This is a genomic window from Microcystis sp. M165S2, from assembly GCF_020245885.1.
Lineage (GTDB): Bacteria > Cyanobacteriota > Cyanobacteriia > Cyanobacteriales > Microcystaceae > Microcystis.
Genome location: NZ_JADBTZ010000070.1, coordinates 1 through 26,769, shown reverse-complemented (window position 1 = coordinate 26,769; position 26,769 = coordinate 1). Strand labels below are relative to the sequence as shown.

Genomic DNA, 26,769 nt, shown 5'->3' with positions numbered 1-26,769 from the left:
GCAAGGTAAAAAAATTAAGGATATGGGAATCCAAAAATATGTCACAAGACCTGAAAAAAGCTCTAAAGGTCAACGCAGACACAGCAGTTTTTATGTGGGTCAACATCTCTATCATTGGCTCGGGCTACATCAAATGTTCCCCAAAAATATAGAAGAGCTAATGCAAATTAGCCGCTATCGGTTGAAGGATTACATCAAGGGACAAAGAGCTATATCGCTTGCCCTATCTACCTTCTAGCTCGCTTGTTCCCCTCTCAGCTTGTTCCCAACTTCTCTTTAATTATTAATGCTCCTAATGCCCTCCGAAAGGATTTGGCTGGTGCGCCTATTTCTTCTGAGAAGTTTTGGGCATATTCTTCTTCAAATTCTGACCAAGAAATTAGATTGGCCATAATTACCCAACGATTGTCTGGGGATAATTTCCCCTCCGAGGGAAACTCGAAGTTTTCTGGTGAGGTTGGCAGTTGCTCAATCTTGCGATACATTGGTACTAAGAAGAGAAGATGCAAGGGTTTTGAGTAATTTTAGCAGATTTCCTTGCACCTGAGCGACTCTCAATCTAGCTAAAAGCCTTTTCCTGTAAGGTTTTTAGCTTTATTCAGCAAACCCTATGTAAAACCTGTTTAGCCACATTCACAATGCCTTTTGGGGTAAAGTTCTGTTTAAATTGGCTAAATTGGAGGGGAATATATCCCCTGTCTGGTTTTAATCTGAACTGAGGTTAACCACAGCTAATTCTAATCTTGGCTCTTCCTTTTCTAGCTCCTTTTTGCTAAAACTTAACACTTCATCCAGACAATCAATTACTACCGTATCCCCTTCCATAAAAGCTTGTTCGAGAATTTTTGTGGCCAAAGGATTCTCCAACTCCCGTTGGATAGCGCGTTTTAAAGGTCGCGCACCGTAGGTAGGATCGTAACCAACAGTAACGATATGATCTTCTGCTGCCGCAGTTAATTCTAGATTAATTTTTTGTTCTCCTAATAATCTTTCCAGACGCTGTAATTGCAGACGAACAATGTAACGCAATTCTTCTTTTTTCAGGGTATGGAAAATAATTAAATCGTCGATACGATTCAAAAATTCGGGACGAAAATGACTCCGCAAAGCTGTTAAAACCCGTTTCCGCATCTCCTCATAATCGGCATCTTCGGAAACATTTAAAATATGGTCACTGCCAATATTACTGGTCATCACGATAATCGTATTCCGAAAATCCACCACGCGCCCCTGAGAGTCGGTAATGCGCCCATCGTCAAGCACTTGTAATAAAATGTTAAAAACATCCCGATGTGCCTTCTCCACTTCATCCAATAAAACCACAGAATAGGGACGACGACGCACCGCTTCCGATAGTTGTCCCCCTTCCTCGTAACCCACATAACCCGGAGGCGCGCCGATTAACCGCGAAACCGCGTGTTTTTCCATGTATTCCGACATATCGATGCGAACCATGGCCTCCTCGGAGTCGAACAGTAACCCCGCTAAGGCCCGCGCTAACTCGGTTTTACCCACTCCTGTAGGTCCCATAAATAGGAATGAACCAATCGGACGGGAGGGATCTTTCATTCCCGCGCGCGCTCGTCGAATCGCCGCCGCTACTGCCGTGACCGCTTCATTTTGTCCGACAACTTTTTTCTGTAAATGAGACTCTAATTCTAATAATTTTTGTCGTTCTGATTCCATTAAACGATTGACGGGAATTCCTGTCCAACGGGCAACTATTTCGGCAATATCGGCATCAGTTACCTGTTGTCTTAACAGGGTAGAACCTGCCGCTTGAATAGTTTCTAGTTCTTTTTCTTTTACTTCTAATTCCCCCTGTAAAATTTCTAGTTTGCCATACTTTAATTGGGCCGCTTTATTGAGATCATAAGCCCGTTCCGCCTGTTCCACCTGTAGGCGCAATTGTTCCTCTTCCTCTCGCAATAATTTAATTTCCTCGGCGATATGTTTTTCCGTTTGCCATTGGTCAGCGAGGGGCTTTTGTTTACTTTCTAATTCCTCAATTTCTTCGATAATTCTTTCTAAACGCTCTTGAAAAGCTCGATCTTTTTTCTCCTCTTTTTCTAAGGAGAATTTTTCCATCCGTAACTGCATTAAGCGACGATCTATCATTTCCAAATCGGCGGGTTTAGTGGTACTTTCTACCTCTAATTTGGCCGCCGCTTCATCGACTAAATCGATCGCTTTATCTGGTAAAAAGCGATCGCTAATATAACGATGGGATAAGGTAGCTGCTGCCACTAGGGCCGAATCGGTAATTGTCACCCCATGATGCAGCTCATAACGTTCTTTTAAACCCCGCAGAATTGAGATAGTATCCTCCACGGAAGGTTCCTTAATATAAACCTGTTGAAAACGTCTTTCTAAAGCGGGGTCTTTTTCAATATGATTGCGATATTCATCTAAAGTTGTCGCCCCAATACAGCGCAATTCTCCCCGAGCTAACATAGGTTTTAATAGGTTGCCCGCATCCATCGATCCCCCTTCCCTAGAACCCGCACCGACAACGGTATGTAGTTCATCAATAAAGAGAATAATTCGCCCTTCTGATTGGGTAACTTCTTTCATAACTGATCGCAATCTTTCCTCGAATTCGCCTCGATATTTTGCCCCAGCAATTAAACTTCCCATATCGAGGGAAATTAACTGACGATTTTTCAAAGATTCGGGAACATCTCCGTTAACAATCCGTTGAGCTAATCCTTCAGCTATAGCGGTTTTTCCTACCCCCGGTTCACCGATTAAAACCGGGTTATTTTTCGACCGTCGCGAGAGGACTTGCACCACCCGTCGAATTTCTTCATCACGACCGATAACCGGGTCTAATTTGCCTTCTTTGGCCGCTGCTGTTAAATCCCGGCCATATTTATCTAAAGCTTCGTATTTTTCCTCTTGATTGGGTTCAGTAACCTTTTGAGTACCGCGAATAGCTTTGATAGCTAATTCTAAATCTTGGGGGTCAAGATTGAAGGTGCGTAAACATTTCCGGCCAACCCTTTCATCTTCGGCAAAACCGACGAGAAGATGTTCGACGGAGATAAATTTATCTTGCCAACTTTCCCGGGATGCTTCCGCTCGATCGAGCAGCAGATCGAGACCACGACCTAGGTATAATTGATCGACGATGGCCACTTTCGGCTGTCGGTTGGTGAAGACTTCTAGCTGTTGTTGCAGTCGCGGAATTTCAATATTAGCTTTTTGTAAAATCCGGGTGGCTAGACCGTTATTCTGCTCTAGGAGGGCAATAATAACGTGTTCCACCTCTAAGGTCTGATTTTTAAAGCGTCTCGCAATTTCTTGCGATTTAACAATCGAATCCCAAGCTTGTTCGGTAAATTTATTCGAGTCTGTGGGTTGCATTCTGCACCAATGAGGAAAGCCAGTGTCAGAGGTCTAGTATAGCAAGGAGTCTCGATCGATCACAAAGTTCCAGGAGCCACAAAAGCTCTGACTTATTTATCACTATTACCCAATTCGGTTAAAGCAGTCCCGGTGAGACGACAAATTTGCCACTCTTTGAAGACCTTAGCCCCCATTTTTCCATAAAAATCGATCGCCAGTTGATTCCACTCTAAGACAGTCCATTCTAAAAGTCCTGCATCCCTAGCGACGGCAATTTTAGCCACAGCAATTAGTAAAGCTTTCCCGATACCTTGACTGCGATAATCGGGTAAAACGAAGATATCTTCTAGGTAAAGCCCCGGTTTAGTGATAAAGGTGGAATAGTTAGCAAAAAATACGGCAAAACCGACTATTTTACCCTCTACTTCCGCCACCAATGCTTCGATGTAGGGTTTTTCTCCGAATAAATGATCCCCTAAAGCTTGACTATTTCCTGTCATTAAATGGCTGCGTTCTTGATAGGCTGCTAAGGCAAGAATTAAGTCAAAAATAGCCTTGACATCGGTAGCAACGGCAGCACGGATGGAATAATTCATGATTGCTGGTCAAATCTTGATTTTAATGCTGATGATGTTTATGGGGAGATTCAGCAGGGGGAGAATTAAGATTGGAAAAATGACCGTTATTTAATCCCATCCCAACGCTACCAATACTGAAAAGTCCCATGGAAACAAAACCGGCTGCAATTGTCCCCATGGCCACGGTTCCAATGGAAACCACTCCCATAGGAACAATACCGATGGAAATAACGCCCATGGGAACAATGCCAATAGAAATTATACCAGTGGGGGCAATACCGATCGACAACCATTTTCGCCCGGAATTACCACAACTATTCTCTTTTTCTTGACCTAGATTGGAATCCATGCTTTTAATCCCGAAGATGCTTTGAGCCTTCCCATCCTAGGTTAGGGGTAGAATTCTTGTCAAAAGACCGCTAGTCAAAATGAAAGTTAATTTTTTATAAAAACTATTGACTTTTCATCTCAGTTATGTATTGGCGGGATACCAGCCGCGTCGAGAATTTTCGGGACTAAATCCTCCCGTTTAATCGCCATGATGTGGACACCTTGACATAACTGCTGGGCTAATTTTATTTGTTCGGCGGCGATTTTGATGCCTTCTTCGAGAGGATGAGCTGCATCGGCGAGTCTTTGAATGATCTGGTCGGGAATTTGTACCCCCGGCACATTTTTATTTAAAAATACGGCGTTTTTAGCTGATTTTAACAGAAAAATTCCCGCTAGAACTGGTTTATCGGCGAGGGAGGCCACCTGCTGCATAAACTTATCAAGGCACTCGAAATCCGTAACTAATTGACTTTGAAAAAACTGCGCTCCTGCTTCGATTTTACGCTCAAAACGGCGTTGAAGACCAGACCAACTTTTTGACTGCACATCGACGGCAGCCCCGGCAAAAAGTTCTAGAGGTCCATCCGGTAAAGATTTATCGTTAAAGTCAAAACCTTTATTCAATTTATCGATTAATTTTAACAAACGTACCGATTCTAGGTCAAAAACTGCCCTAGCTTGGGGATGATCTCCTGCTTTGACGGGATCTCCAGTTAAAGCTAGTATATTTCTCAATCCTAAAGCATGAGCGCCCATTAGGTCTGCTTGTAATCCGATCACATTGCGATCGCGACAGGCCATTTGACAGATGGGTTCGATGTCGTGTTGATAGAGAATAGCGGAGGCTGCCAGAGAGGACATTCGCACTACGGCGCGACTGCCATCGGTAATATTAGCGGCATGAACGCGATTTTTCAGCCAGAGGGCCATTTCTAGCATATGACTGGCATTACCACCTTTCGGGGGAGTAATCTCGGCTGTAATCAAAAATTCTCGGTCTTGAACCGCGCGTCGTAAACGAGTAGTCATCGAGTTATCTAGGGTTTAATCATAAATTCTATAGTAGATTTAGCCCGAAAATCACTGGCAGGGAAGGAATGATCATCGGGCTGCGTGCTTTATACTGGTCAGTGTCAGTGCCTAGCTGATATCTAAGTTAGCTGGCAGGAAAAATTTTCTAATGTAGTATAATACACGGACAGTTTAACCAAATTCGTTTACAAGTGTAAAGGACAACCGATTCGATCGAGCGATCATGCAAACTCTTTCTCGTTTACCTACTAAAGACAAAGGCCTAATCATGCCCCATCCCCTCAAAATCGTCGCTTTAGGTGATAGCCTTGTGTATGGCTATGGCGACCCCGTGGGTGGCGGTTGGGCCGAGCGCCTACGTCGTTTGTGGATGGAAAGTGCCGGTCATGCCCTGTATAATTTGGGGATTCGCGGCGATCGAGTGGTACAAGTGTCCGAACGTTTAGAACAGGAATTTCGTCTCAGGGGGGAAATTCGCAATCGTCTCCCCGACCTGATTCTTCTCTCCGTCGGTGTTAATGATACAGCCCGCTTAGGCCGGCCCGATGGTCGCACCTACACCGATCACGATCTTTTTCAAACTCAAATCGAACATTTACTCGCCCGGGCCCGTTCTCTTTGCCCGGTTTTGTTTATAGGTATGATTCCCGTGGATGAGCGGAAAATGCCCTTTTTAGATTGCTTTTACTTCAACCATCGCGATCAGTATCGTTTTAAAGAAACCACTAAACAAGCTTGTCTAGAGCAAAATATTCCCTATCTCGATTTATTTGATCTCTGGATGGACCGGGGTGATCTGTGGTGCCAAGAAAGATTAATGGCAGATGGACTTCATCCCAATGTGCAAGGCTATCAATCAATTTTAGAGGATATTTTAAACTGGTCGCCCCTCACCTCCTTTGTCGGTGTGGATGGTTTTATTCAACCGTTTACAGGAATTGTAGAAAAGTGATATCCTCTGTTCTGAGTGGATTAAGTTATATCTATATCTTTACTTTTAATCATTATAGTTAACTTTTGAGGAGCGGTATCTTATCCGACAAAGCCCCGAACCTGAAAACCGAGGCGGGATTTTCATATGATAAATTATCATATAAATAATATTACCTTATCTCCTGACCCATGACCCAATCAAGCACCAAACAACGGATCTCTATTACCGTCGATTCTAAATTGCTTCAAGATATTGACCAATTGACGGAGAATCGCTCTGCTGCTGTCGAAGAAGGATTGCGACTGTGGCACCGACAGCAGATAGAAAACCAGTTACGCACCTTCTACCAAACCCAAAAACCAACTGAACGGCAATTTGACCTGGACTGGGGAGAATTCGCCCAAACCCAAATGGAAGAAATCCTCGACCCGGAAGGACTCTAACATGGAAGATGACAATTATCCCCACCAAGGAGAGATTTATTTAATTCGCGCCCTTAAAACCATAGGAGACACCAAAAAACGCCCTGCTGTTGTCGTTTCTATCAATGTCAGGAATCAGCTTTCTAGTAGTGTTTTGGTTGTTCCCTTGACCAGCGATTTAACCGGTGGAGAAACCCCAACCCGTATTTTGATCGAAGCGGGAGAAGGCGGACTCTTAACAGATTCTCTGGCCTTATGCGACAATATCTCAGCGATTCGCCAAGTTTATCTGGAACAAGGTCCCTATGGCGCAATTTCGCCTCAATCCCGACAACGAATTCAACAGGGAATTAAAATTGCGATCGCTATCTTTTAATTCCCTGTTTTATTGGGAAAGATAAAAGTTAGCCAACTTAATTCCCTGGGAAAAATTTGCAGCCTGTAGGTTGGGTTGAGGAACGAAACCCAACACATAATAATTGTTATGATTTCTTGGAGCAAGTTGAAAAATCGATCTTCTATGTTCAGCAACATCACAACATCAGTGAAGAAATCGGCACTCGGCAAGGGGCAGTATGAAATGGGATCACTTATTTAGATTTCAGATGGTATATGGTAAAATTTGCATGATTCAGTAAGATTAGTATTATCCTATATTATTTCAACTCAACTTCCTATGAGTAACAAATCTACGATTAAATTGCTGATCGCTTTTAACGATCCTAACCTGGAACCTGAAGAACGCGACAAACAAGTCCAAGTATTACTGACAGAACTAGAACAGGCAGATGAAGTTGAATCGGTTAAACGCATTCTTGATCCCAATCCTCCTGAAGGTAATAAGTCATTGGGCGGTTTTTTGGGTGGAATCTTAATGACCGAAGTTAACCCCGCTAATGGCAAAAAACTGTTAGGGTTTCTGGGCGATCGCCTGGGAGGTAAACCGATAGAATTGTCGGTAGAGGCCAATGGTCGCAAGTTGACGGTTAAAGCTCACAGTCGAGAAGAATTGGAAATGGCTATTAAAGCGGCTCAAGACTTTATCTCAGGTTAAAGAAGGTATTATGGCAAAATTTGCTTTGTTAATTGGTGTGAGCGAGTATTCCGAAGGATTGCGCCCAATTTCTAGTGCAATTCTAGACGTTGAAGCAATGCGCCGAGTATTAGAGCATCCAGACATGGGAGCCTTTGATCAGCATCAGGTTAAAGTTTTGCCTAACCCAGACAAAGGGAGCATGGAAAAAGCAGTTGAGGATTTATTTGCTAATCGACAGCGAGATGATTTGGTGCTTTTATATTTTTCTGGGCATGGACTTAAAGCTCAAAATGCTAGATTTTTTCTGAGTACAAGAGACACTGGGTGTGATCAGTATGGAGATTTTCGTCGTGCAACAGCTTTAGCGGCAAGTAAACTTCAAGAGTATATCACAGATAGTCGTTCCCAGAGGCAGATAATTATTCTCGACTGCTGTTTTAGCGGAGCATTGGTTCAGGGGATGCTAATCAAAGGGGAACTTAACATTCAAGAGGAATTAGGAGGTAAAGGAAGGGCGATTTTGACCTCTTCTAGTCCGATTGAATATTCTTTTGAGTCGGACAATAACGATTTGTCCATCTATACAAAATATCTAGTTGAAGGAATTGAAACTGGTGCAGCCGATAAGGATGGTGATCAATTAATTTCTGTTAATGAATTGCATGAGTATGCCAGCGAACGAGTAAAAGAAGCTGCCCCTGCAATGACTCCCAAATTTTATCTTTCTCTTGAAGGAGACGAGACTATTTATTTGGCCAGTTCTCCTCTTGCTGCTAATGATCCTATATTTATTTATCGTGAGAAGGTTAGAGAAATTCTAGATGAATGGAGCAAGGAAAATATATGTAAAGAAAATTTTAATCGTGTAGAAAGAAACTGCCTAAATGAACTAAGAAACGAATTAGATTTATCATTACAGGAGGCAGATATTATCGAATACGAGAATCTTGCGCCATTTAGAAAAAGATTACAAAATTTAACAGAGTACAAAGCAACTTTTAGAGAATTATTAGCTGATTCTATTTCAATAACAGAAGGAAACAGAAGGAGACTAAAAGAGTTACAAAGCCGTTACGGGCTGAGGGATGAGGATATTCAGGTGATTGAAGAAGAAGTGCAAAATGAGGTTTATCCCATTACTCCGACGATTCCACCAAGCACTTCTCCTTCTGCAAAAATTGCCCAAATTTTGCATTCTATAAAAACTTTAAAGCCCAAAAATTTCAAATTAAATCTGCCAGTTAGCATAGGAATAGCATCAATAGCAGTTGTAGGTTTATTTGCCATTTATCGCCATAATATTATTCCTCCATTAGTTCCATCGGATTGTCCAAAACAAACGGGCGACTTTATTAGTGAAGGAGAAGAAATTCTTAATTACTCTCAATCGTTTAACAAGAAGAAAGGTGCAGAATATTTTGCACAGTGTGATTATCAAAAAGCCCTGTTAAGATTTAAGGACGCATGGCAACAGGATAGGCTAGATGCAGAAACATTAATTTACTTAAATAATGCTTTACTAGAAGCCAATAAAATGCAAAATTACACGATTGCTGTTGCTGTTAGTATTCCCAAAAATCAAAGTGACTTTAATGATGATGATGGTGATAGTCGAGCAAAAGAAATGTTACGAGGAGTAGCACAATTACAAACAAAAATTAATCTGGGACTTTTAAATGACAATGATCCATTCCTCAAGTATTTTCCAGATCAAAATTTTATCAATAAAAAAGCGATTAATGGTAAGGGATTAAAAGTTGTCATTACTAATGATGAAAATGACGAATTATTAGCCAAAAAGAGAGCAGCATCTCTTTCCCAGCGTCCTGAAATTTTAGGAGTTGTTGGTCACTATCCCAGTGAAATGACTGTGGCAACGGTGGATATTTATAAGGAAAATAATTTAGTTTTGATTTCTCCCGGATCAACGACTAGCGAGCTTACTAAATACCCCAGAAAAAATTTCCTGCGAACTGTTTTTTCCAGCGAGCAACAATCTCCTGCCATTGCAAAATTTTTGCAAGAAAAGTCTATTAAAAAAGTGGTAGGCTTTTATAGTGAAGGAAGTCCATTTAGTGAATCTTTTTTTAATAGTTTTAAAACTATTTTTACAAGCCCTCCATTCTCTGGAACTGTAGTAAAATTAGATGAATTTGATCTGGGAAATAATTTTGATGAAAAAGAAGCCATCCAAGAGTTACGACGACAGAAAGAAGCAAAAATAACAGAAACAATAGGGCTTGTACTATTCCCAAAAGCGATTGGCGATGCTCAAGGCGATGCAATTAAACTTATAAAACTTAATAATAGTCAAAATTGGGTTATCGGATCATGGGGGCTTCGTAGTTCTCGTACCTTAGAACAAATTGACAACCTACAACCTTTTCAAAAGTTTGTTATTGCGGTTCCTTGGGATTCTTTAACCAGTCCTAACAAGAATTTTCTTAAGGATGCTAAAATTTTATGGACTACAACTTCTGTTAATGCAATAACAGCCCTATCCTATGATGCAACTCTTGCTCTAACAAAAGCTCTAGAAAAGGAAAATACTCCCACACGAATTAATATCCTTGAACACTTAAAGTCTCCTGATTTTCTTGTCACTCAAGGTGCAACCGGGCCAATTAAATTCGATGAAAATGGCGATCGCAAAAAAATCGATGAAAATGGCGATCCCCAAAATCCCTCCGTAGAATTTGTTCACATTGTGGAGTGTTGGACACGAAGTTCAGATTTTGCTTTTGTCCCAATCAAGTATCCTACTGCTAAAGATGCTGGTTTATCCTGTTTAAACTCACCCAAAAAGCCTAGTCCCTAGCTAATTAGGTTTTGCTGAAAAAGTCTGAAATGCCGCTAGGAAAAAGGTTTTGACTCAATAAAGCGATCGCTGCCATCGTACCTACGTTCATCTTATATTTAATTCCACCCACCCACTTGCAATAATCTATATTAAGCCAATAAAGCCTGTTTTATTGGGTTTCCTGCCTCCTATTGACAGTATGCTAAAACTAATAATTAATATCATCGTCGCAATCACTCGTGGACTGGAGACAACAACTGATTATTTTTACCCGTTATCCGGAATTGGGGAAAGTAAAAACCCGGATGATTCCAGCTTTGGCAGCCGAGGGAGCCGAGGAATTGCACCGCAAACTGGCCGAATATACTCTCGGTAAATTAGCGGGTTTAGGGAGTTTTCTCTCTCTGATCATTTACTACCATGGCGGCAGCGAGGAAAAAATGCGTACTTGGTTAGGTGTGCATTATTGCTATCATTCTCAACGGGGAAAAGACTTAGGAGAAAAGATGCAAAATGCTTTTGCCGATGGTTTTGCTCAAGGGATGACAGCGATCGCTATTATTGGCACAGATTGCCCAGAAATCGGGGAAAAAGAGATTTTAGCAGCCTTTGAGGCCCTAAAAACCCACGATATGGTTTTAGGACCAGCGTTAGATGGAGGATACTACCTAATTGCTTTAAAACAGGTCTTTCCAGAGCTTTTTAGCGATATTCCCTGGGGAACGGGGGAAGTCCTGGCAAAAACTCAGACAATCGCCGCTAAACTGGCTTTAAAAACCGCTTATCTGCCTAAATTAGCCGATATTGATCGCCCGGAAGACCTGCCTATCTTAAAAAAATACCTGCCGGAATTAAGGTTGAACGATGACGGGGGTTCCCATGCGGACTAAATCAAACAACACTTTCACATCCCGATTCCGCATCCGCACACAACCATGGGAAGCGGCGCTACCGAGGGAATTTTCTGCGGGGGTGCCGTGAAAACCGATGGAATTTTTGCCGTCACTCCAAAAACCGATCCATCTTTCCCCTAGGGGACTATTGGGACCGGGAGCGCTGACTTTGCCTGTCCAGGGACTTTTCCAGACGGGATTGCGAACTAATTCTCGCACCTCAAATTTACCAGTGGGGGTTTCCCAGCCTTTTTTGCCGACGGCGACGGTAAATTGTGCTAAAACTTGCTTATCTTGATAAACGTAAACTTTTCTCTCTTTCAGTTTTAGAACCAGATGGGTAGCGAGAGTTTGATTGGCCGCCGTATTCGGGGTGACGGTGCTGATTTGGTTAGCTTGGGCCGGATATACGGGTAAACAAGTTAATCCTAATCCGATGATTAAGAGGGTCAAATTTCGTTTGAACGCCATTTTTCCCACACTCCTCAATTGCTATAGCGATAATTTTTAAGGATAGCAAATAGGGAACTTTTTGGAAATTCAAGCCGTCCACGCTGTGCCAGTTTTAGCTTCGTACTGCCGACAACCTTCACAAGGACCTGGGGGATTAACCGCACAACGCAAATGGGGGGAATACGCATTAAAACGACAACTAAGATCACCGATAAAGGCCGGTTTATTTTCTGTCTCCAGAGGTATTGACAAAAAATCACTGGCCATCACCGCACTGTATTCGTGACGATGGCGAATCCCTCTCAAACGGTTGCTTAATCTCTGTTGGGATCGGTTAATTAACCAGAGACTAACGAGAGAGGGAAAGAGAGCGAGGATAAAAACAAAGGTTATCCTGATCACGATTTCAGTTTAGGCGATCGCCAGTGATGCTAACTTATTATCGAGGCAGTCCCTAGAAATTAGGCCATAACCAGGGAAGATTTAAGGGGTTCTTCCTTTTTGCTTTCATAAACTGCCGCAGGACCGGGGAATCCTCTGGTTAGTTCCCGCACTTTAATCTCACCTGCTTGCAGGGATTTGGTCAAAATTTCCATGGCAACCACGGGTTTACCCGCACCACAGAAGAATAAATCAGCGGCGAAATAGCCGTGTTCAGGCCAGGTGTGGATCGCGATATGAGATTCAGCTAAAGTCGCCGTCGCGGTAACTCCGTGGGGACTGAACTGGTGGACACACAAATCGATCAGCGTTGCTTCTCCTGCCGTAATTCCATCGAGGATAGCGCGGCGAATGCGCTCGGGATCGTTGAGGAGGTCAGCAGGTACTTGCCAAGCATCGACAATCAAATGGGTTCCCAGTTTGGTCATTTTTTTTTCAATACTCCCTATCGAAAAACCTTCACAGATTTACCAGTATAACACAATTTTTCTAACTTGTGCAAAAAAGATCTGGTTTTTCTCGGTTACTTTCTCTAAAAAACTGGGACAGAGCAGGGGAGAAGGGTGTGGGGTGTGGGGTGTGGGGCTTACTTCTGCTTGACAATAGTATCGTTAGGCGTTAGGATTTGATCATCAGTTAATCAGTTATCAGTTATGTTCGTCAATTTCAAGTCCGAAGAGACTAAGCTCATTTTCGAGGGGTTTCAGTCTCGTCACTATCCCCCTGATATTCAATCGGTCGCTCTACGAAAACTGCTAATCCTTGCAGCGGCGGTATCGATTAATGATCTGCGTGTCCCACCGGGTAATCGGTTGGAGAAGTTGCAGGGCGATCGTCAGGGCCAGTACAGCATCCGTATTAATGACCAATGGAGAATTTGCTTCATTTGGACTGATGAAGGCAATGCTGATCAGGTAGAGATAGTGGACTACCACTAAAATTAGCTAAATGCGATGAATAACAACACTTCGACACATTTCGACAAGCTCAATGTAAAAGCTCAGTTGCACCGGTTGCCCAATATCCATCCCGGTGAAATCCTCAAGTTAGATTTTCTGGAACCGCTCAATATTACCCCCTACAGACTGAGTAAAGATTTAAGCGTAGCTCAAACTCGTATCGGTGAGATTTTAGCCGGTAAGCGTAGTATCACTGCGGATACAGCTTTGCGTCTGTCACGATATTTTGGTAACAGTCCTCAGTTTTGGCTGAATCTTCAAACAGACTACGATCTCCGTCAAGCTCAGGCAAAGAATGCCGAAGTTTATAACCACATTCCCATCACTCCATTTACAGATGTAGCTTAGGGTCCTAATTTTATCTGGGAGGGGGGACGGGATTAGTGGGGACGGTGGGACTGGGAGAAGCGGCAGGAATGGGGGGATTTTCGGGTTTACGGACTTGGGGGACGGGTAACAGATAGAAAAGTAGGGCGCAAGCGACAAGACTGCCTAATCCTGCCAAAAAAGGTACTGTTCGACTGGCCACCGATTCATTAACCTTATGGTAGCGACGGGAAACTGGCTGTAATTTCAGGGTTAGGTCGGGTAAAGTGCGAGTATCGGCAAAAAATTGGTCAATCGCTTCTATTAAATCGAATAACTGCACGGTACTGATTTCTATGTTGACCGGACTTTCTGGGATATTCAAGTCCGTTGATGGATACCAAACCAGACGATGGAGATTCTGGTCAATCTTTTCTAGGTACACATGATCTGGTTCATGGACGGGGTCTTGGGGATGACGAACACCACTCAAAAATTCTTGGGCATACTGACTGACCGCTTGTACTAAATTTTCCAAGAAAACCCGACCACCTTGCAGGACTTTATTGGCCCCGATTAACCGACATTCTACGTTAGTCAAAATTGAGAGTAAAGGTCGGCTATCACTGGGGTTAGCTGGGGCGAAATCATCGCCGAAACCATCGAGAATCAGGGTACAATTGGGCAAGCTATACTGTCTTCTCATTTTTACACGATCTCCCCATCAAATAAACTAATCCAAAAGCGCTGCATTCCCGTCGTACCAGTACAAAATAATAACTGATCGAGGAGGGATAAAGCCAGTTCATTTAAAGCATTTTCATCGGCTAGATAAACCGATACTTTGGCCCGGCGGGGGTTCATGCGACTGCGAAAATTGGAGCGAAATCTTTCTAGGTATTCTGATAAAAGAAAATTATTATCCACGGGTAAACCCTTTGATTCCATCTGTTGCCGCGCTAACAGTAATTGTCGGATGGATATAGCTAGAGGTTTGGCCCGATAACTGGCAATGATAACTAAAGCTTTTGCTTGGTCAAGGGTGAGACGGTCGAGGGTGTAGGAAATTCGCCATGGATTAGTACAGCGTAAGCGCCAGAAAATAATCCGGTTTTTAACAATTTTATCGAGTCCTAGTTCTTTACAGAGGGCTAACAGGGCCTCCCCAGCACCGACTTCTAAGGATTCCAACGCTAATAGCATTAAATCGATATGCTGTTGGAGATGTAGGGCGCATTGCTGACTGGCAATCGGAAAATCGGGTAAAACGCTTAAAATAACTGGTTTTTCTGGGGCTGATGCTGTAGATTCGGGCGTTAGGCTAGTAGAGGTCATGATATAGGAGAACTAAAACACAAGGGCGATCGAGTCAGGATATTGTAAATTGTATTGTATAGATAGCTGTCCCCCATTTTACGAGACAAGGAAACCGAATGGATCTGAAATCACTTATTCGCGATATTCCCGACTTTCCCAAACCGGGTATTGTCTTCCGCGATATTACTACCCTACTCAATCATCCCCAAGGATTACGTTACACGATCGATACCCTAACGGCAAAGTGTCGCGATTACGGTTTATCGCCTGATTACATTGTCGGTATGGAATCCAGGGGTTTTCTCTTTGGTGTTCCTTTAGCATACCAATTAGAAGCGGGATTTATTCCTGTCCGGAAACCGGGCAAATTACCCGCCGCCGTTCACAGTATCGAGTATGATTTGGAATACGGAAGCGATAGCCTCGAAATTCATCAAGACGCGGTGGCAGCCCATCATAAAGTCTTAATTGTCGATGATTTGATCGCGACGGGAGGGACGGCGAAAGCGACGGCCGGTTTATTAGAAAAAATTGGTTGCGAGGTGTTAGGATTTGCTTTTATCATCGAGTTAATCGACCTCGGTGGTCGGGGAAAATTACCCGATTTACCGATTATTACCCTCATCGATTATTAGGTTTTTTTCTATGACGGCGACTGATGATAATTATAAGGCGGCCACCGCTCGATCGAGTGCTAATGGGTTACAATCTCTCCTAACTAGCGAAACTTTTTTATATATTGTCAAGCGTGTTCTCCAGGGTTTATTAACTCTGTTGTTGGCCTCGGCTTTGAGTTTCGCTATTATCCAATTAACCCCCGGCGGTTTTCTGGCTTTGCTTGACCTTAATCCCAAGATTAGTCAGGAAACTAAAGAACAATATATTGCCCTTTTTGGTTTAAAAGACCCGCCGATTGTCCAGTATTTTAAATGGTTATGGCAAGTGGTAACTCAGTTTAATTTTGGTCTGAGTTTTACCTATTTTCGTCCCGTGTCTTCCCTCTTATTAGAGAGAATTCCAGCGACGTTATTAATGTCTTTGACTTCCATCATTTTAACCTGGGCAATTGCGATTCCCTTGGGCATTCTCAGCGCCGTCAAACAAAACCAATTTATCGATAAATTTTTCCGAGTTATCAGTTATGTTGGTCAAGGTTTCCCCAGTTTTATCACTGCCCTTTTACTGCTAATTCTCGCCCAAAATGTCTCGCCGCTTTTACCGGTGGGTGATATGACCAGTATTAACTATTCGGAATATTCCCCTATCGGTAAAGTTTTAGATATCGCTTGGCACATGATTTTACCAACTATTGCCCTGACAGTTACCAGTTTTGCGGGATTACAAAGATTGATGCGGGGACAATTATTAGATGTTCTTCGACAGGATTATATTCAAACCGCGAGGGCGAAAGGTTTACCAGAAAATAAAGTTATCTATGTCCACGCTTTACGCAATGCTATTAATCCCCTGATAACTCTTTTGGGCTTTGAATTTTCCAGTTTGTTAAGTGGGGCATTTATCGCCGAATTTTTCTTTAACTGGCCCGGATTAGGTCGTTTAATTCTGCAAGCTGTGACGGCTAAAGATTTATATTTAGTTATGGGCAGTTTAATGATGGGTGCTACTATGTTGATTATCGGTAATCTCCTGGCTGATTTACTTCTCAAAGCTGTAGATCCTAGAATTAAATTGGAGGATTTAAAGTAGGGGAAATGGGGAAATTCAACTAAAACCCTAAAACCCTAAAACCCCAAAACCCTAAAACCCAACCCCCAACCCCTAACCCCCAACCCCTTTTTTCACTTTTTACTTAACAAAATATGTTAGCAACTACACATTATTTACTCAGGTCAAAACAAGACGGACAATATCTAGTGGCGCGTCTGAGAAAAGGTGAAAGCGAAACTCCGGCTAGTTATCTGCTTCTGTTTAAAGAATCCTACGATGCTTTAAGTTATATCAATACCCATGCTCAGGATTTAGCCAATAATTTTTCAGTGGAAACTCTCTCAGGAATACAATTAAAGGGACTGATGCAGCGATGGGGATTTGCAGGAATTGGTTTAGTTAGTGAACCTTTGGAACCACAAGTGCAGTTTTTAGCCTACGAAAAAGGATTTAATCTCTAAACTATGAAAAAGCTGTTAATCACTGGAGTTAGTGGGTTTTTAGGTTGGCATATTTACCAAAAAACTCGCTCATCTTGGGCCAGTTTCGGTACATATTTTAATCACAATGTCAATAGTAATGACCCAAATTTAATTAAAATTAACTTAACAGACTTAGCCGCAGTTAAAGAACTTTTTCAACAGATTAAACCCGACGCAGTAATTCATGCGGCTGCCCAATCAAAACCGAATCTCTGTCAAGAATTTCCCCAAGCATCCGAGGCAATTAATCTGACAGCTTCTCTAGAAATTGCCCGTTTGTGTAGTCAATATCAAATACCGCTAGTTTTTACCTCTACCGATTTAGTTTTTGATGGTAAAAATGCCCCCTATTCCGAAAATGATCCGGTTTCTCCCGTGAGTATCTATGGTGAGCAAAAAGTAGCGGCAGAAAAGGGTATTTTAGCAATATATCCTTGGGCGGCTATCTGTCGAATGCCTTTGATGTTTGGTTCCCCTTCTCCCACCGCTAATAGTTTTCTCCAACCCTTTTTAAAAACCCTCCAAGAGGGAAAAGAATTATCTCTATTTACTGATGAATATCGTACTGCTGTTGGGGTTAATAGTGCGGTGAATGGTTTACTTTTAGCTCTAGAAAAAGTGCAAGGTATTATTCATCTAGGGGGTAAAGAAAGAGTTTCTCGTTATCAATTTGGTTTACTAATGGCGGCAGTTTTTAACATTCCTGGAGAACAAATAAAACCCTGTTTACAGTGCGATGTTCCCATGATTGCGCCGCGTCCGCAGGATGTTTCTCTTGATAGTTCTCTTGCTTTTTCTTTAGGTTATCAACCATTAAGTATTAAAACCGAATTAGAGGCAATTAGAGATGAAATTATCTGAACAAAAGCGGACTATATTAATTATCTTGCTCCTGTTTTTAACCGCTATTCTCATGTCCAATTATTTTGAGGTAGGGATGACAGGAGTGTTGGCTTTTTTCGTTGCCTATCTTTCTAAAGGATTGCGAAAAGTTAAGTAAAAAAATATTTTTTTCAATCAACAATCTCGAATTCTATTGACTGCTCTTGGGCAAAATTATAGGTAAAATGATCGATAATATTAGTATCGCTCAATTCGAGATTATAAAAATCGATCGCTGGTTGATCAAAAAGTGGGCCAGCGTGCCAAGTTCCCACCTCTAATTTAATAAAACAGTCCCCAGGGATGCGAAAAACCCTTAATTTTTCTAAATCCGGTTGAGGCTGAGGACTAGGGGGGGCCACTCCTAAAAACCACTCTTGTCCCCCCAAAGAACCAAGACATTGGGTACATTGACTATGACGAGTAATTCGCTTAAATTTACGTCCGCGAGTCTGTAAACGCATAATATAAAAGCGCGGCACACCGTTTTTTAAATGCAGTTGTGCATCGCTTTCATCAAATATTTTACCGTCATGACTAGGGGTTATTAATTGACCGTAGGGACGGAAACTCTCGGCGGTAATTAGTTGCGCTGCCAGGGGACGAACGGTAATCGAATTACTCATAAAAATTACTGCTGACTAACAGTTATAGCTGTACCATCTCGGAGAGAAAGAATATTATTAACGGCAATTCTTTCCCCGGCATTTACTCCAGAAATAACCTGATAAGCTTGCCCTTGAATTGTGCCGACTTGAATTGGTTTTTGTCTTACCACTAAACGATCCTCGGCATTTTCTTGACCTTCTTTAGCCTTTTCTTTTTCGGCCACAAAAACAAAATTTTGCGCCCCGATGCTAGTCACTGCCGTGGTGGGGATTAATACCCCCGGTTTTTGATCCCAAATTACCCGCGCCCGCACATATTGATTATTGCGAAGACTGCCATCATTAGCAAAGGAAAATTTCACTAAAACCGATTGGGTAGCTTGGGAAACGGTGGGGGAAATAAAAGTTACTTGACCGCGAACCCCCGCACTGCCATCAGGATTAATAATTTCCACGGGCAACCCGACACGCAGACGCGGTTGTAATTCCACGGGAATCTGCACATTTAGTTCCAAAGTTTTATTGTTAGTCAACGAGGTTAATTCTTCACCCAGGGAGATAATATCGCCAACTTTTCTTTGATTAAAATCGCCGACAAAACCATCAATCGGGGCGGTAATGCTGTTAAAAACTAAATTCTGACGCGTCGCCCCTAATTGCCCCTCAGTGCTGGCTACCGCCGCTTGACGACTGTTCACCGTTGCCGCTGCCGCCGCCACCTGTTGCTGTGACGCTAATTCGTTTTGAATGGCGATATTTAATGCTTCTTTGTTTGCCTGTAGGGTAGCTCTAGCCGCCGTCACCTGTTGACGGGCCGCATCACGATTTTTAGATCGGGCTTCTACTTCTGCCTTGGCGGCCTGAATGTCGCGGCGGCGATCATCTAAGTCCTGTTGGGGCTGTGCCCCTTGTTTGACCAGAAATTCGGCTCTTTTTAGGTTTTTTTCCGCTAAATCTAAATTAGCTCTCGCTCTCTGTAAATCGGCTTCGGCGGCGCTCAAGGTGGCGATCTGACTTTTAACATTAGCTTCGGCATTGGCCACATTTGCCCGATTCTGGGCAATTTGGGCTTGATTTGCCCTCGCTTGCGCTTGTCTTTGCCTTAAATCCGCCTCAGACGCATTGAGGTTCGCTTTGGCCGAATTTACCTGGCCGATGCCGGCGTTTACCTGTTGCTGTTGTTGTTCGGGATCCAATTCGGCGATTTTTTGTCCCTGAGTTACCTGATCGCCAGATTTAACGAAAATAGACCGAATCCGACCAGTAATCTGAGGGGAGACGCTAACACGCTGTTGGGCGATCAAAGTACCCACAAATTCGCTACTTTGCACTAATTTGTCGGTGCCGAGGGTTTGCAGTTTGACGGGAACAGCCGCCGGTCCTGTGGCCTGGGGGGTTTGGGGGGCGCAACCAGCTACAATTAGGGAAACGGCGATCGACGAACCGATCGCTGTCGATACGTTAACGGATCGTTTAATCATTGTTAAATTTGGGGGTTTTTGGCAGAAAAAGTGCTAGTAAATCGGAAAAAGAAGATGAAGATGAGGAGAGAAGCTTTTCCTTAAATTTTACTCTACAGAATTGATCGCCGTGATCACTGTTTGCTTTGCCCTAAGCTAACAATATTACAGGTAACTAATCTTTGGGCGAGGGTGGTGTATTCTAGGCGACCACCGGCAATCTGATATTCGTCCCGGGGCGCCGGCAGATGACCGACGGGAGCATTGAGGGTATAGTTAAGATTTTCTTTAAAAATAATCCAATCACCATCTTTACGCCAACCGATTCGATCGCCAAAAGTTTGAAAATTTTCGATCGCCACTAAGCGGCCCGGTCGATTACCTGTCTCGATAAAAATGCGAAATTGGGTACTGAAACTAAAACGACCCCCGGAAGCTTCTTTCCAGAGTTGATCCATCTTTTGCAGATCCCAACAGGCCAATTTTTGCAGGTCTTCCATGGTAAACCAGCCCTGTAATTCCCGTCCGGTTGCTTTCAGGATTAAATTACGGGTTTCATCGTTAGCTTGTCGCCAATTTTGTTGAGCGAGGAAATTTTTCAGGCGAGTGTAATTAATGCCCGTGGTCGGTGATACCATTTCCCCAGAGGTGGCAGTCTGGGCAACGATCGCCGGCAAGGGATTGAGAAATAAAGCGATCGCAAGAGTGATCTGACACAAGGAAAAATTAATTCTCATAAACCCTATTTATTAACCTGATGCAAAGAAATCCTACAATAGCATAGACGAAATTTGCCGTTTTTACCGCCTCCTTAACTCCTATGGCTTTCACTTGGATCCGACACCACATTTTGGGATTGCAAGACTGGCAACCGGAAGAATACCAAACCCTGCTACAAACGGCCTCTAGTTTTCGTGAAGTTCTTTCCCGACGTACCAAGAAAGTGCCGGCCCTACAAGGTCAAGTGGTGACAAATCTTTTTTTTGAACCTTCCACCCGCACCCGTAGTAGTTTTGAACTAGCGGCCAAACGTCTCTCGGCCGATGTTCTCAATTTTGCCCCGGGTAGTTCCAGTTTGACTAAGGGGGAAACGATTCTCGATACCGCTTTAACCTATGTGGCCATGGGTACGGATATCTTTGTCATTCGACATCAACAGTCGGGAGTTCCCGATTTAATTGCCGCAGAAATGGATCGTTTGCAGTCGGGGGTCAGTATTCTTAATGCTGGGGACGGTCAACACGAACACCCCTCCCAGGGACTTTTAGACCTGTTTACGATCTGTTGTCTGTTAGATGAAGAAAATCCCCGTTTAGAACTGTTAGAGGGCAAAAAAATCGCTATTGTTGGGGATATACTCCATTCTCGTGTCGCTCGGTCTAATATCTGGAGTTTAACCACGGCTGGGGCGGAAGTACATTTGTCCGCACCCCCCACCCTACTGCCGAAATATTTTGGGAAATTGTGCGATCGCCTATTTCTCCACTGGGATTTAGAACCAGCTTTAGAAAAGGCCGATTTTGTTATGACCCTGCGATTGCAAAAAGAACGAATGACTGCCAATCTTTTGCCCAGTTTACGGGAATATCATCAAAGTTTTGGCATTACTCGTCCTCGTTTGCAATCCTGTCAACCGGGGGTTAAGGTACTTCATCCCGGTCCTGTGAATCGGGGAGTGGAAATTAGTTCCGATTTAATGGACGATCCCGATTTTAGTCTGATTTCCCAACAAGTTACCAGTGGTGTCGCTGTCAGAATGGCTTTGTTATACCTCATCGGTAATCTTCGCAGCGACCAGTAAAAGCTTCTCAGGGATTTGCTCTTTTAGTCTGGTTTCATTGAAACAATCCTAAAGTTTCTATCAAGGTAAATATCATACTTTCTTCCTCCGTCACACACAGCATCTTCTGCTTCAAATAGGTTAGTCTCAACATCAAATTTCATCGCTCTAGGATTCCTACAACCCTGTTTTAACAAAGTATCAGTCAACTGCGATTTTTCTTCTGCGGTCAAAGCTCGATAATCACTACTATTAGCTTGACCTGCATAGATTGACATTCCCATAATACTAAGGGATAGTAAGCTTATGATCGATTTGGTCTTCATTTTTTCAACTTCCTGAATACAATAAAAACATCATTCCAAGGGTTTTAGACCCAAGTTTTCGGTAATTAGTTCGGCACGATTACCAGTCAACTTTATCTTAGGGGAAGCATACCTATTTTGCAATAAGTATAAATACTCAAGCTACCCCTAGGGCTTTTCTAGAAACTTTGACCGATACCGAATTCCGTTCTCAAGGGAAGGGTATAATTAAACTAAGAAATCAACATTTTCAGCTAAAGCCATGCAATTAGCCTTAGAACAAATTATCGTCAATCCCGGTCAACAGTTACTTTTAAAAGAGCTTAACTGGCAAAAATTTGAGACAATATTATCAGAATTAGGAGAAAGTCGTGCTTCTCGGTTATCCTACAGTAACGGAATATTAGAAATTATGGTACCTTTACCCGAACATGAAAAAGATAAAGAAATCATTAGTTATATGGTTCAGTTTTTGTTAGAAGTACTCAATATTGATTTTGAACCGTTAGGATCAACAACATTTAAAAACGAGCGGATGAATCAAGCGGTTGAACCTGATGCCTGTTTTTATATTAAAAACTATCAAGCCGTTATTGGCAAAAATAGACTTAATTTAGAAAGTGATCCCCCCCCTGATTTAGTCCTAGAAATTGATATTACTTCCCGTACCTATTTAGATAATTATCGACAGTTAGGTGTTCCCGAACTGTGGCGTTATACTCAAAGTGGCCTACAGATTAATTTATTACAAGAAGGAGAATATATTGAGTCTTTAAGCAGTCCCAATTTTCCTCAGATTCCGATTATTGAATTAATTAATCAATTTGTTAAACAAAGTCAACAACTGGGGAGAAGTGAAGCCATCAGAAACTTTAAAAATTGGCTGACGGAAAATATAGATAATAGTTGAAAATCCTAACATTTTTGACTTAGATAAATTTGTCCGTCGAGAGTTGTATAAACTTCTTGCGGTTCAATGATTCAGTTTGTTACTAGAATCTAGTTCACAAAAATAGATTAGATCATTGTTTTGAGCAGGGGATTTTTTAACCTCAGTGGGTGTGGATAAATCAGACAGGACAGAGGTTACAGCCGTTGGTGCTAGTTCTGAAAGTACCATGGTTATTCATTCCTCGTAGTTCGATTTTTACTTTGATAATTAATCAATTCACCGAGGCCGATTAAAATTCTAGAAACTAGCAGAATGAGAGCCTCTTGATTAAGAAAATATCCCGTAGAGGCTGTTAAAAAGTTACTGTTTTCTTGTCAGTTAAATTTTGTTAAGATAATGCCCAAAAACTACAATTTATGGTAGGAAAAGAGGTAAGTCGAAACCGAGTTTGATTTTTGCTTACTCTAAATCAGAAAGGGCATTGGGCAAGATTAGCTAACTATCCCTTTTTTGCCTCTTCCAGGTCATGATAATGCTGATAAGCGCCGATTTCGGGGTTAAAGGGGGCGATTTCTTCAGTTACAGTTAATCCCAAACCTTCTAACATTGCTTGTAGGACAGAATCGGGGGCCAGACGGAGGTAATCGGGGTTAATTTCTAAGGCCACATGACGATTACCGAGGTGATAGGCAGCTTTGAGGAGTAAATCGGTTGAAGGGGCGGTAATAGTGATAACTGGTTCTGGTTTAGCAATAATTTGAATAATTTCGCCGTTTTCTCCCCGCAGGAAATCGCGATCCTGTAGAATTGTGCCGCGGGGTAAACGAAAACAGAGGGAAAAACCTTCGGGACTGTCGAGACGATAACGGCTGCGGGTGCGCTCTTCGGCCGTGAGTAGGAGGCTAAAAACTACCGTTTCTGGGGGAGGTGGACTAGCGGTATGACGGGGGGGTAAGCGCTCGGTAAAAGTTAACATGGTAGTAGTCAATGGGAAAAAACATTCTTAATTGTAGCCCTGACTCCAGCTTGACCCGAAAAACTGAGGAACTTTTTCTATTTATTCTCCCGTTGCAGACGAATCATCTCATTTTGCACCCGTCGTCTCAAGTTATCATCGCTACGAATCCGGTTAGTAATGGCGTTAAATTGAGCTGCGGTGAAGCCACTATCTTGGACAATCTTTTTTGATTTATTACAATAATCGACGGCAATTCTTTGGGCATCAGCTGGAAGATTATTAAAGCTTTCCCGGTGGTTACAGGTAATTACTGGGGGACTTTTGCCTAAAATTTGCGAAATTGCCTGATAAGCTTGTTTTCTTTCGGTTTCGATCAACAAAACTGCTTTGGCATAACGTTTAATTTGGTCAGCCGTAAAATCTTGAGTATAAGCGGAAGACCGGAAACTAACTACCTCCGTCGTCCAAGAAAATTCGGGGATCAGACCGCCAAGAATGGCGATTACTGCCAAAAAAGTCACGATAAAAGAACGTCTTAAGCTTTGACCTAGATCGGCTAGGGGATAGCAGTAAATCACCATGCGAGTTTGTCGCTGAATAGATAATGATAGCAAACTTTCCAGTTAAATCCTGCTTTTTTGAATATTTTTAACGATCATAAGTTCCAATTCTAGCCAATATCTCCTGGGCCCGAACCTTAATTTTTGGGCAGAAATTGCTTTGGTAAACTTTTTTAACGTTTCTAGGGGCAAAATTAGTTAAAAATCTTGGAGAGAACCGATGAACGATTTTTGGGAAGTTAGGATGCCTATCGCTTTTAGAGAATATTTATCGGCAATTTAGCCACCTAATCTCTTTTTATTAGCTTATATCGCTGTTAATCTCTCGCTTATTCCTTTTTGTGTCTCCAGTGGCGAGGAATCAGGAGGAAATCTAGATAAATTAAAGGTTTCAGCGATTCCGATCGAGACAATTCCCGCTTAGAATAATGCAGTGGAATATATAGCCAATGAGGATTTGAGGCATTATTTAGTGATCTCGATCCTGGCGAGTCCTCCACAGGGGAACCATAATAAACTACTGACAACCACCCTAAACTCAGAAAAACCGCAAAACAAGGAGTTAGCGCATGAATAAAGGTGAATTAATCGATCAAATCGCTCTCAAAGCCTCTGTCACCAAAAAACAAGCAGATGCTGTTCTCACTGCCGCCATCGAAACCATTATCGAAGCGGTTTCTGAGGGGGACAAAGTAACCCTAGTAGGATTCGGTTCCTTCGAGGCCCGGGAACGTCAGGCCAGGGAAGGACGCAACCCGAAAACCGGCGATAAGATGGAGATTCCGGCCACTCGCGTCCCGGCTTTCTCGGCGGGTAAACTGTTTAAAGACAGAGTGGCCCCAGATAAGGAAGAATTAGGGCTGGCTGAATAAATCTAAAAACCTTGTTGGATAAGACTTTTAGACTTTTTTCCCATCAAAGAGTGCTTTAGCCCGGGGTGATCGGGGGGAAAATTCAGGGACTTTTTCCCTGAAAATTAGGTAGTTGACCACCTGAAAATAGGTAAAACCCTACACCCCACACCCCACACCCCACACCCTGCCCCCAGGGAAAACTTTTTGCCGCAAACCCTAATTACTGTTGAGCTTCGATCGCTGTAAGTCTTTTGCCTAGACCTAAACATGGTGGTAATCTTGACTGGGCAGCCGCCATTGCCGGCTGTCCGGTTTCCTCTATTCTCGATTTTTCTGCCAGTATCAACCCCCTCGGTCCGCCGGAAAGCGCCCTAACCGCTATTAAAAGCCATTTAACCAGTCTGACTCGTTATCCTGACCCCGCGTATTGGCAGTTGCGTTCTGCCCTCGGCCAATGGCACAATATCGGGCCAGATTGGATTCTCCCCGGCAATGGTGCGGCTGAGTTATTAACCTGGGCCGGTCGGGAATTAGCAGCATTTGATAGTGTTTATGTACTAACACCCGCTTTTAATGATTACGAACGGGCTTTAAAAAGTTTTGGTGGGAAAATCTGCAAACATTCCCTAGATTTAACCAGTTTAAAGCCGGTTAATCCCGAAAAACAAGGCTTATTACTCAATAATCCCCACAATCCCACGGGGAAACTCTGGACGGTGGCGGCCATTCGTCCCTATCTATCGCAATTTGGTTTGGTGGTAGTGGATGAAGCTTTTATGGATTTTTTACCCCCGCAACAACAGGAGAGTTTAATATCTCTCTTGCCGGAATATCCCAATCTCGTGATTGTGCGTTCCCTAACTAAATTTTACAGTCTCCCCGGTTTACGTCTAGGATACGTCCTCGCCCATCCCGATCGCCTGTTACAATGGCAAAGATGGCGCGATCCTTGGTCGGTGAATAATTTGGCCGTGGTTGCCGCTATTGCGGGAATTGAAGATAGGGATTTTCAACAACAAACTTGGGATTGGTTAACAGAGGCCCGTGAGGATTTATGGCAGGGATTAGCTAATTTTCCGCAATTACAGCCCCAAACCAGTGCCGCTAACTTCCTCTTAGTACAATCTCAATCTTCCTGTTTACCCCTACAGGAAGCTTTATTAAAATATCATCGAATTTTCATCCGCGATTGTCTCAGTTTCCCCGAATTGGGGAGCAATTATTTTCGGGTCGCTGTCCGTTTACCGGCAGAAAATCAACGATTATTATCGGCTTTAGAGAGTATTTTAGCCGCGTCTGATAAGTAGTCGTGCAAAATAAATTTCCTATCTGGCTTGTTCTCGGTAAGTTTTCGGTTTTTTTGGGAATTTGTCTTTGATGGGTTCGTAGAGGGAGTCGATAATTTCTTCGGTTTGTTCTCTGGCTTGATTTAATATTCCTAAGTCATTGGGATACCTAATGTCAGCCG

Annotated in this window: 33 protein-coding genes and 1 pseudogene; 18 read left to right on the top strand and 16 right to left on the bottom strand. The window is 42.8% G+C overall.

Features of this window, described 5'->3' with window-relative positions; genetic code table 11:
* The coding region (locus IM479_RS04025; RefSeq protein ID WP_287699229.1) for a transposase at positions 1 to 238 on the top strand (238 nt) is incomplete at its 5' end.
* 19 nt (positions 239 to 257) lie between these two features.
* Here IM479_RS04025 and IM479_RS04020 read toward each other — a convergent pair.
* From IM479_RS04020 to IM479_RS04000, 5 genes and pseudogenes are all read right to left on the bottom strand, one after another.
* Positions 258 to 485: pseudogene (locus IM479_RS04020) on the bottom strand (transposase); the annotation flags it as partial.
* Positions 486 to 705: 220 nt separating this feature from the next.
* Positions 706 to 3,366 carry an ATP-dependent chaperone ClpB gene (gene clpB, locus IM479_RS04015; protein ID WP_287685158.1) on the bottom strand — a complete coding sequence of 887 codons (2,661 nt, stop codon included), beginning with the start codon at positions 3,364 to 3,366 and terminating at the stop codon, positions 706 to 708.
* Between the two features lie 92 nt (positions 3,367 to 3,458).
* Entirely contained in the window at positions 3,459 to 3,944 is a 486-nt protein-coding gene (locus IM479_RS04010; RefSeq protein ID WP_287077545.1) for a GNAT family N-acetyltransferase, read from the bottom strand.
* 22 nt (positions 3,945 to 3,966) lie between these two features.
* Entirely contained in the window at positions 3,967 to 4,275 is a 309-nt protein-coding gene (locus tag IM479_RS04005; protein WP_002781238.1) for a hypothetical protein, read from the bottom strand.
* A 119-nt stretch (positions 4,276 to 4,394) separates the two neighbouring features.
* Positions 4,395 to 5,288: a methylenetetrahydrofolate reductase gene (locus IM479_RS04000; RefSeq protein ID WP_286826742.1), complete on the bottom strand. Its 894-nt coding sequence runs from the start codon at positions 5,286 to 5,288 to the stop codon at positions 4,395 to 4,397.
* Positions 5,289 to 5,514: 226 nt separating this feature from the next.
* Here IM479_RS04000 and IM479_RS03995 point away from each other — a divergent pair, with 226 nt between their 5' ends.
* The 6 genes from IM479_RS03995 (at position 5,515) to IM479_RS03970 (ending at position 11,373) form a co-directional block, all read left to right on the top strand.
* Positions 5,515 to 6,243 (top strand): GDSL-type esterase/lipase family protein, encoded by a 729-nt coding sequence (locus tag IM479_RS03995; RefSeq protein WP_287685157.1) that lies wholly within the window; start codon positions 5,515 to 5,517, stop codon positions 6,241 to 6,243.
* A gap of 170 nt (positions 6,244 to 6,413) precedes the next feature.
* On the top strand, positions 6,414 to 6,668 hold the full coding sequence (locus IM479_RS03990) for a ribbon-helix-helix domain-containing protein (protein WP_271972564.1): 255 nt from the start codon (positions 6,414 to 6,416) through the stop codon (positions 6,666 to 6,668).
* 1 nt (position 6,669) lies between these two features.
* Positions 6,670 to 7,023 (top strand): type II toxin-antitoxin system PemK/MazF family toxin, encoded by a 354-nt coding sequence (locus tag IM479_RS03985; protein WP_158202013.1) that lies wholly within the window; start codon positions 6,670 to 6,672, stop codon positions 7,021 to 7,023.
* A 300-nt stretch (positions 7,024 to 7,323) separates the two neighbouring features.
* Complete coding sequence (locus IM479_RS03980; RefSeq protein ID WP_286827314.1) at positions 7,324 to 7,701, top strand: hypothetical protein; 378 nt, start codon at positions 7,324 to 7,326, stop codon at positions 7,699 to 7,701.
* 10 nt (positions 7,702 to 7,711) lie between these two features.
* Positions 7,712 to 10,501, top strand: coding sequence for a caspase, EACC1-associated type (locus IM479_RS03975; RefSeq protein WP_287685156.1), 2,790 nt, complete (start codon positions 7,712 to 7,714; stop codon positions 10,499 to 10,501).
* Between the two features lie 221 nt (positions 10,502 to 10,722).
* The gene (locus IM479_RS03970; RefSeq protein ID WP_287685155.1) at positions 10,723 to 11,373 is read left to right on the top strand and encodes a TIGR04282 family arsenosugar biosynthesis glycosyltransferase; all 651 of its coding nucleotides are present in this window, start codon (positions 10,723 to 10,725) and stop codon (positions 11,371 to 11,373) included.
* On the opposite strand, the gene IM479_RS03965 is transcribed toward IM479_RS03970, so the two are convergent.
* The 3 genes from IM479_RS03965 to speD all read right to left on the bottom strand — a co-directional run bounded on the left by IM479_RS03965 (position 11,335) and on the right by speD (position 12,698).
* Positions 11,335 to 11,847, bottom strand: coding sequence for a L,D-transpeptidase (locus IM479_RS03965; protein WP_271950219.1), 513 nt, complete (start codon positions 11,845 to 11,847; stop codon positions 11,335 to 11,337). The genes IM479_RS03970 and IM479_RS03965 overlap by 39 nt on opposite strands.
* A 69-nt stretch (positions 11,848 to 11,916) precedes the next feature.
* Positions 11,917 to 12,231: a DUF6464 family protein gene (locus tag IM479_RS03960; protein ID WP_287674737.1), complete on the bottom strand. Its 315-nt coding sequence runs from the start codon at positions 12,229 to 12,231 to the stop codon at positions 11,917 to 11,919.
* Positions 12,232 to 12,290: 59 nt separating this feature from the next.
* Positions 12,291 to 12,698, bottom strand: a complete 408-nt coding sequence (gene speD / locus IM479_RS03955) for an adenosylmethionine decarboxylase (protein ID WP_002781248.1) — start codon at positions 12,696 to 12,698, stop codon at positions 12,291 to 12,293.
* 225 nt (positions 12,699 to 12,923) lie between these two features.
* Here speD and IM479_RS03950 point away from each other — a divergent pair, with 225 nt between their 5' ends.
* Both IM479_RS03950 and IM479_RS03945 read left to right on the top strand, forming a co-directional pair.
* On the top strand, positions 12,924 to 13,208 hold the full coding sequence (locus IM479_RS03950) for a type II toxin-antitoxin system RelE/ParE family toxin (RefSeq protein ID WP_287699224.1): 285 nt from the start codon (positions 12,924 to 12,926) through the stop codon (positions 13,206 to 13,208).
* Between the two features lie 15 nt (positions 13,209 to 13,223).
* Positions 13,224 to 13,577, top strand: coding sequence for a HigA family addiction module antitoxin (locus IM479_RS03945; protein ID WP_158202019.1), 354 nt, complete (start codon positions 13,224 to 13,226; stop codon positions 13,575 to 13,577).
* A 10-nt stretch (positions 13,578 to 13,587) separates the two neighbouring features.
* Here the strand turns inward: IM479_RS03945 and IM479_RS03940 are convergent, their stop codons facing one another.
* A complete protein-coding gene (locus tag IM479_RS03940) occupies positions 13,588 to 14,241 on the bottom strand; it encodes a DUF4335 domain-containing protein (RefSeq protein WP_287685154.1) in 654 nt (217 codons plus the stop codon).
* A gap of 2 nt (positions 14,242 to 14,243) precedes the next feature.
* The gene (locus IM479_RS03935; protein WP_002799452.1) at positions 14,244 to 14,870 is read right to left on the bottom strand and encodes a DUF3038 domain-containing protein; all 627 of its coding nucleotides are present in this window, start codon (positions 14,868 to 14,870) and stop codon (positions 14,244 to 14,246) included.
* 98 nt (positions 14,871 to 14,968) lie between these two features.
* Between IM479_RS03935 and IM479_RS03930 the strand changes: the two genes are divergently transcribed.
* The 5 genes from IM479_RS03930 to IM479_RS03910 all read left to right on the top strand — a co-directional run bounded on the left by IM479_RS03930 (position 14,969) and on the right by IM479_RS03910 (position 18,002).
* Positions 14,969 to 15,487, top strand: a complete 519-nt coding sequence (locus IM479_RS03930) for an adenine phosphoribosyltransferase (protein WP_287685153.1) — start codon at positions 14,969 to 14,971, stop codon at positions 15,485 to 15,487.
* A 10-nt stretch (positions 15,488 to 15,497) separates the two neighbouring features.
* Positions 15,498 to 16,559, top strand: a complete 1,062-nt coding sequence (locus IM479_RS03925) for an ABC transporter permease (protein WP_286827328.1) — start codon at positions 15,498 to 15,500, stop codon at positions 16,557 to 16,559.
* A gap of 113 nt (positions 16,560 to 16,672) precedes the next feature.
* Positions 16,673 to 16,981, top strand: a complete 309-nt coding sequence (locus IM479_RS03920) for a hypothetical protein (protein WP_287685152.1) — start codon at positions 16,673 to 16,675, stop codon at positions 16,979 to 16,981.
* A 3-nt stretch (positions 16,982 to 16,984) separates the two neighbouring features.
* Positions 16,985 to 17,863 carry an SDR family oxidoreductase gene (locus IM479_RS03915; protein ID WP_286827329.1) on the top strand — a complete coding sequence of 293 codons (879 nt, stop codon included), beginning with the start codon at positions 16,985 to 16,987 and terminating at the stop codon, positions 17,861 to 17,863.
* A complete protein-coding gene (locus IM479_RS03910; RefSeq protein WP_287685151.1) occupies positions 17,850 to 18,002 on the top strand; it encodes a hypothetical protein in 153 nt (50 codons plus the stop codon). Before IM479_RS03915 ends, IM479_RS03910 begins: the two co-directional genes overlap by 14 nt.
* Before the next feature lie 13 nt (positions 18,003 to 18,015).
* Here IM479_RS03910 and IM479_RS03905 read toward each other — a convergent pair whose 3' ends face one another.
* The 3 genes from IM479_RS03905 to IM479_RS03895 form a co-directional block, all read right to left on the bottom strand.
* On the bottom strand, positions 18,016 to 18,510 hold the full coding sequence (locus IM479_RS03905) for an ureidoglycolate lyase (RefSeq protein ID WP_287685150.1): 495 nt from the start codon (positions 18,508 to 18,510) through the stop codon (positions 18,016 to 18,018).
* 5 nt (positions 18,511 to 18,515) lie between these two features.
* On the bottom strand, positions 18,516 to 19,973 hold the full coding sequence (locus IM479_RS03900) for an efflux RND transporter periplasmic adaptor subunit (protein ID WP_287685149.1): 1,458 nt from the start codon (positions 19,971 to 19,973) through the stop codon (positions 18,516 to 18,518).
* A 113-nt stretch (positions 19,974 to 20,086) separates the two neighbouring features.
* Positions 20,087 to 20,689, bottom strand: a complete 603-nt coding sequence (locus IM479_RS03895; RefSeq protein ID WP_286826246.1) for a GUN4 domain-containing protein — start codon at positions 20,687 to 20,689, stop codon at positions 20,087 to 20,089.
* Positions 20,690 to 20,772: 83 nt separating this feature from the next.
* Between IM479_RS03895 and IM479_RS03890 the strand changes: the two genes are divergently transcribed.
* Positions 20,773 to 21,753 (top strand): aspartate carbamoyltransferase catalytic subunit, encoded by a 981-nt coding sequence (locus tag IM479_RS03890; protein ID WP_287685148.1) that lies wholly within the window; start codon positions 20,773 to 20,775, stop codon positions 21,751 to 21,753.
* Between the two features lie 23 nt (positions 21,754 to 21,776).
* Here IM479_RS03890 and IM479_RS03885 read toward each other — a convergent pair whose 3' ends face one another.
* The gene (locus tag IM479_RS03885) at positions 21,777 to 22,058 is read right to left on the bottom strand and encodes a hypothetical protein (protein ID WP_287685147.1); all 282 of its coding nucleotides are present in this window, start codon (positions 22,056 to 22,058) and stop codon (positions 21,777 to 21,779) included.
* Positions 22,059 to 22,299: 241 nt separating this feature from the next.
* Here IM479_RS03885 and IM479_RS03880 point away from each other — a divergent pair, with 241 nt between their 5' ends.
* Positions 22,300 to 22,947 (top strand): Uma2 family endonuclease, encoded by a 648-nt coding sequence (locus IM479_RS03880; protein WP_002759554.1) that lies wholly within the window; start codon positions 22,300 to 22,302, stop codon positions 22,945 to 22,947.
* Between the two features lie 481 nt (positions 22,948 to 23,428).
* Here the strand turns inward: IM479_RS03880 and ureE are convergent, their stop codons facing one another.
* Together ureE and IM479_RS03870 are read right to left on the bottom strand one after the other, a co-directional pair.
* The gene (ureE, locus tag IM479_RS03875) at positions 23,429 to 23,905 is read right to left on the bottom strand and encodes an urease accessory protein UreE (RefSeq protein ID WP_079207696.1); all 477 of its coding nucleotides are present in this window, start codon (positions 23,903 to 23,905) and stop codon (positions 23,429 to 23,431) included.
* A 77-nt stretch (positions 23,906 to 23,982) separates the two neighbouring features.
* Positions 23,983 to 24,468 carry a DUF4168 domain-containing protein gene (locus tag IM479_RS03870; RefSeq protein ID WP_287685159.1) on the bottom strand — a complete coding sequence of 162 codons (486 nt, stop codon included), beginning with the start codon at positions 24,466 to 24,468 and terminating at the stop codon, positions 23,983 to 23,985.
* 548 nt (positions 24,469 to 25,016) lie between these two features.
* Between IM479_RS03870 and hbs the strand changes: the two genes are divergently transcribed.
* The gene (gene hbs, locus IM479_RS03865; RefSeq protein ID WP_002778840.1) at positions 25,017 to 25,319 is read left to right on the top strand and encodes a non-specific DNA-binding protein Hbs; all 303 of its coding nucleotides are present in this window, start codon (positions 25,017 to 25,019) and stop codon (positions 25,317 to 25,319) included.
* Between the two features lie 233 nt (positions 25,320 to 25,552).
* A complete protein-coding gene (gene cobD, locus IM479_RS03860) occupies positions 25,553 to 26,608 on the top strand; it encodes a threonine-phosphate decarboxylase CobD (RefSeq protein WP_287685146.1) in 1,056 nt (351 codons plus the stop codon).
* Positions 26,609 to 26,769: the final 161 nt, after the last annotated feature.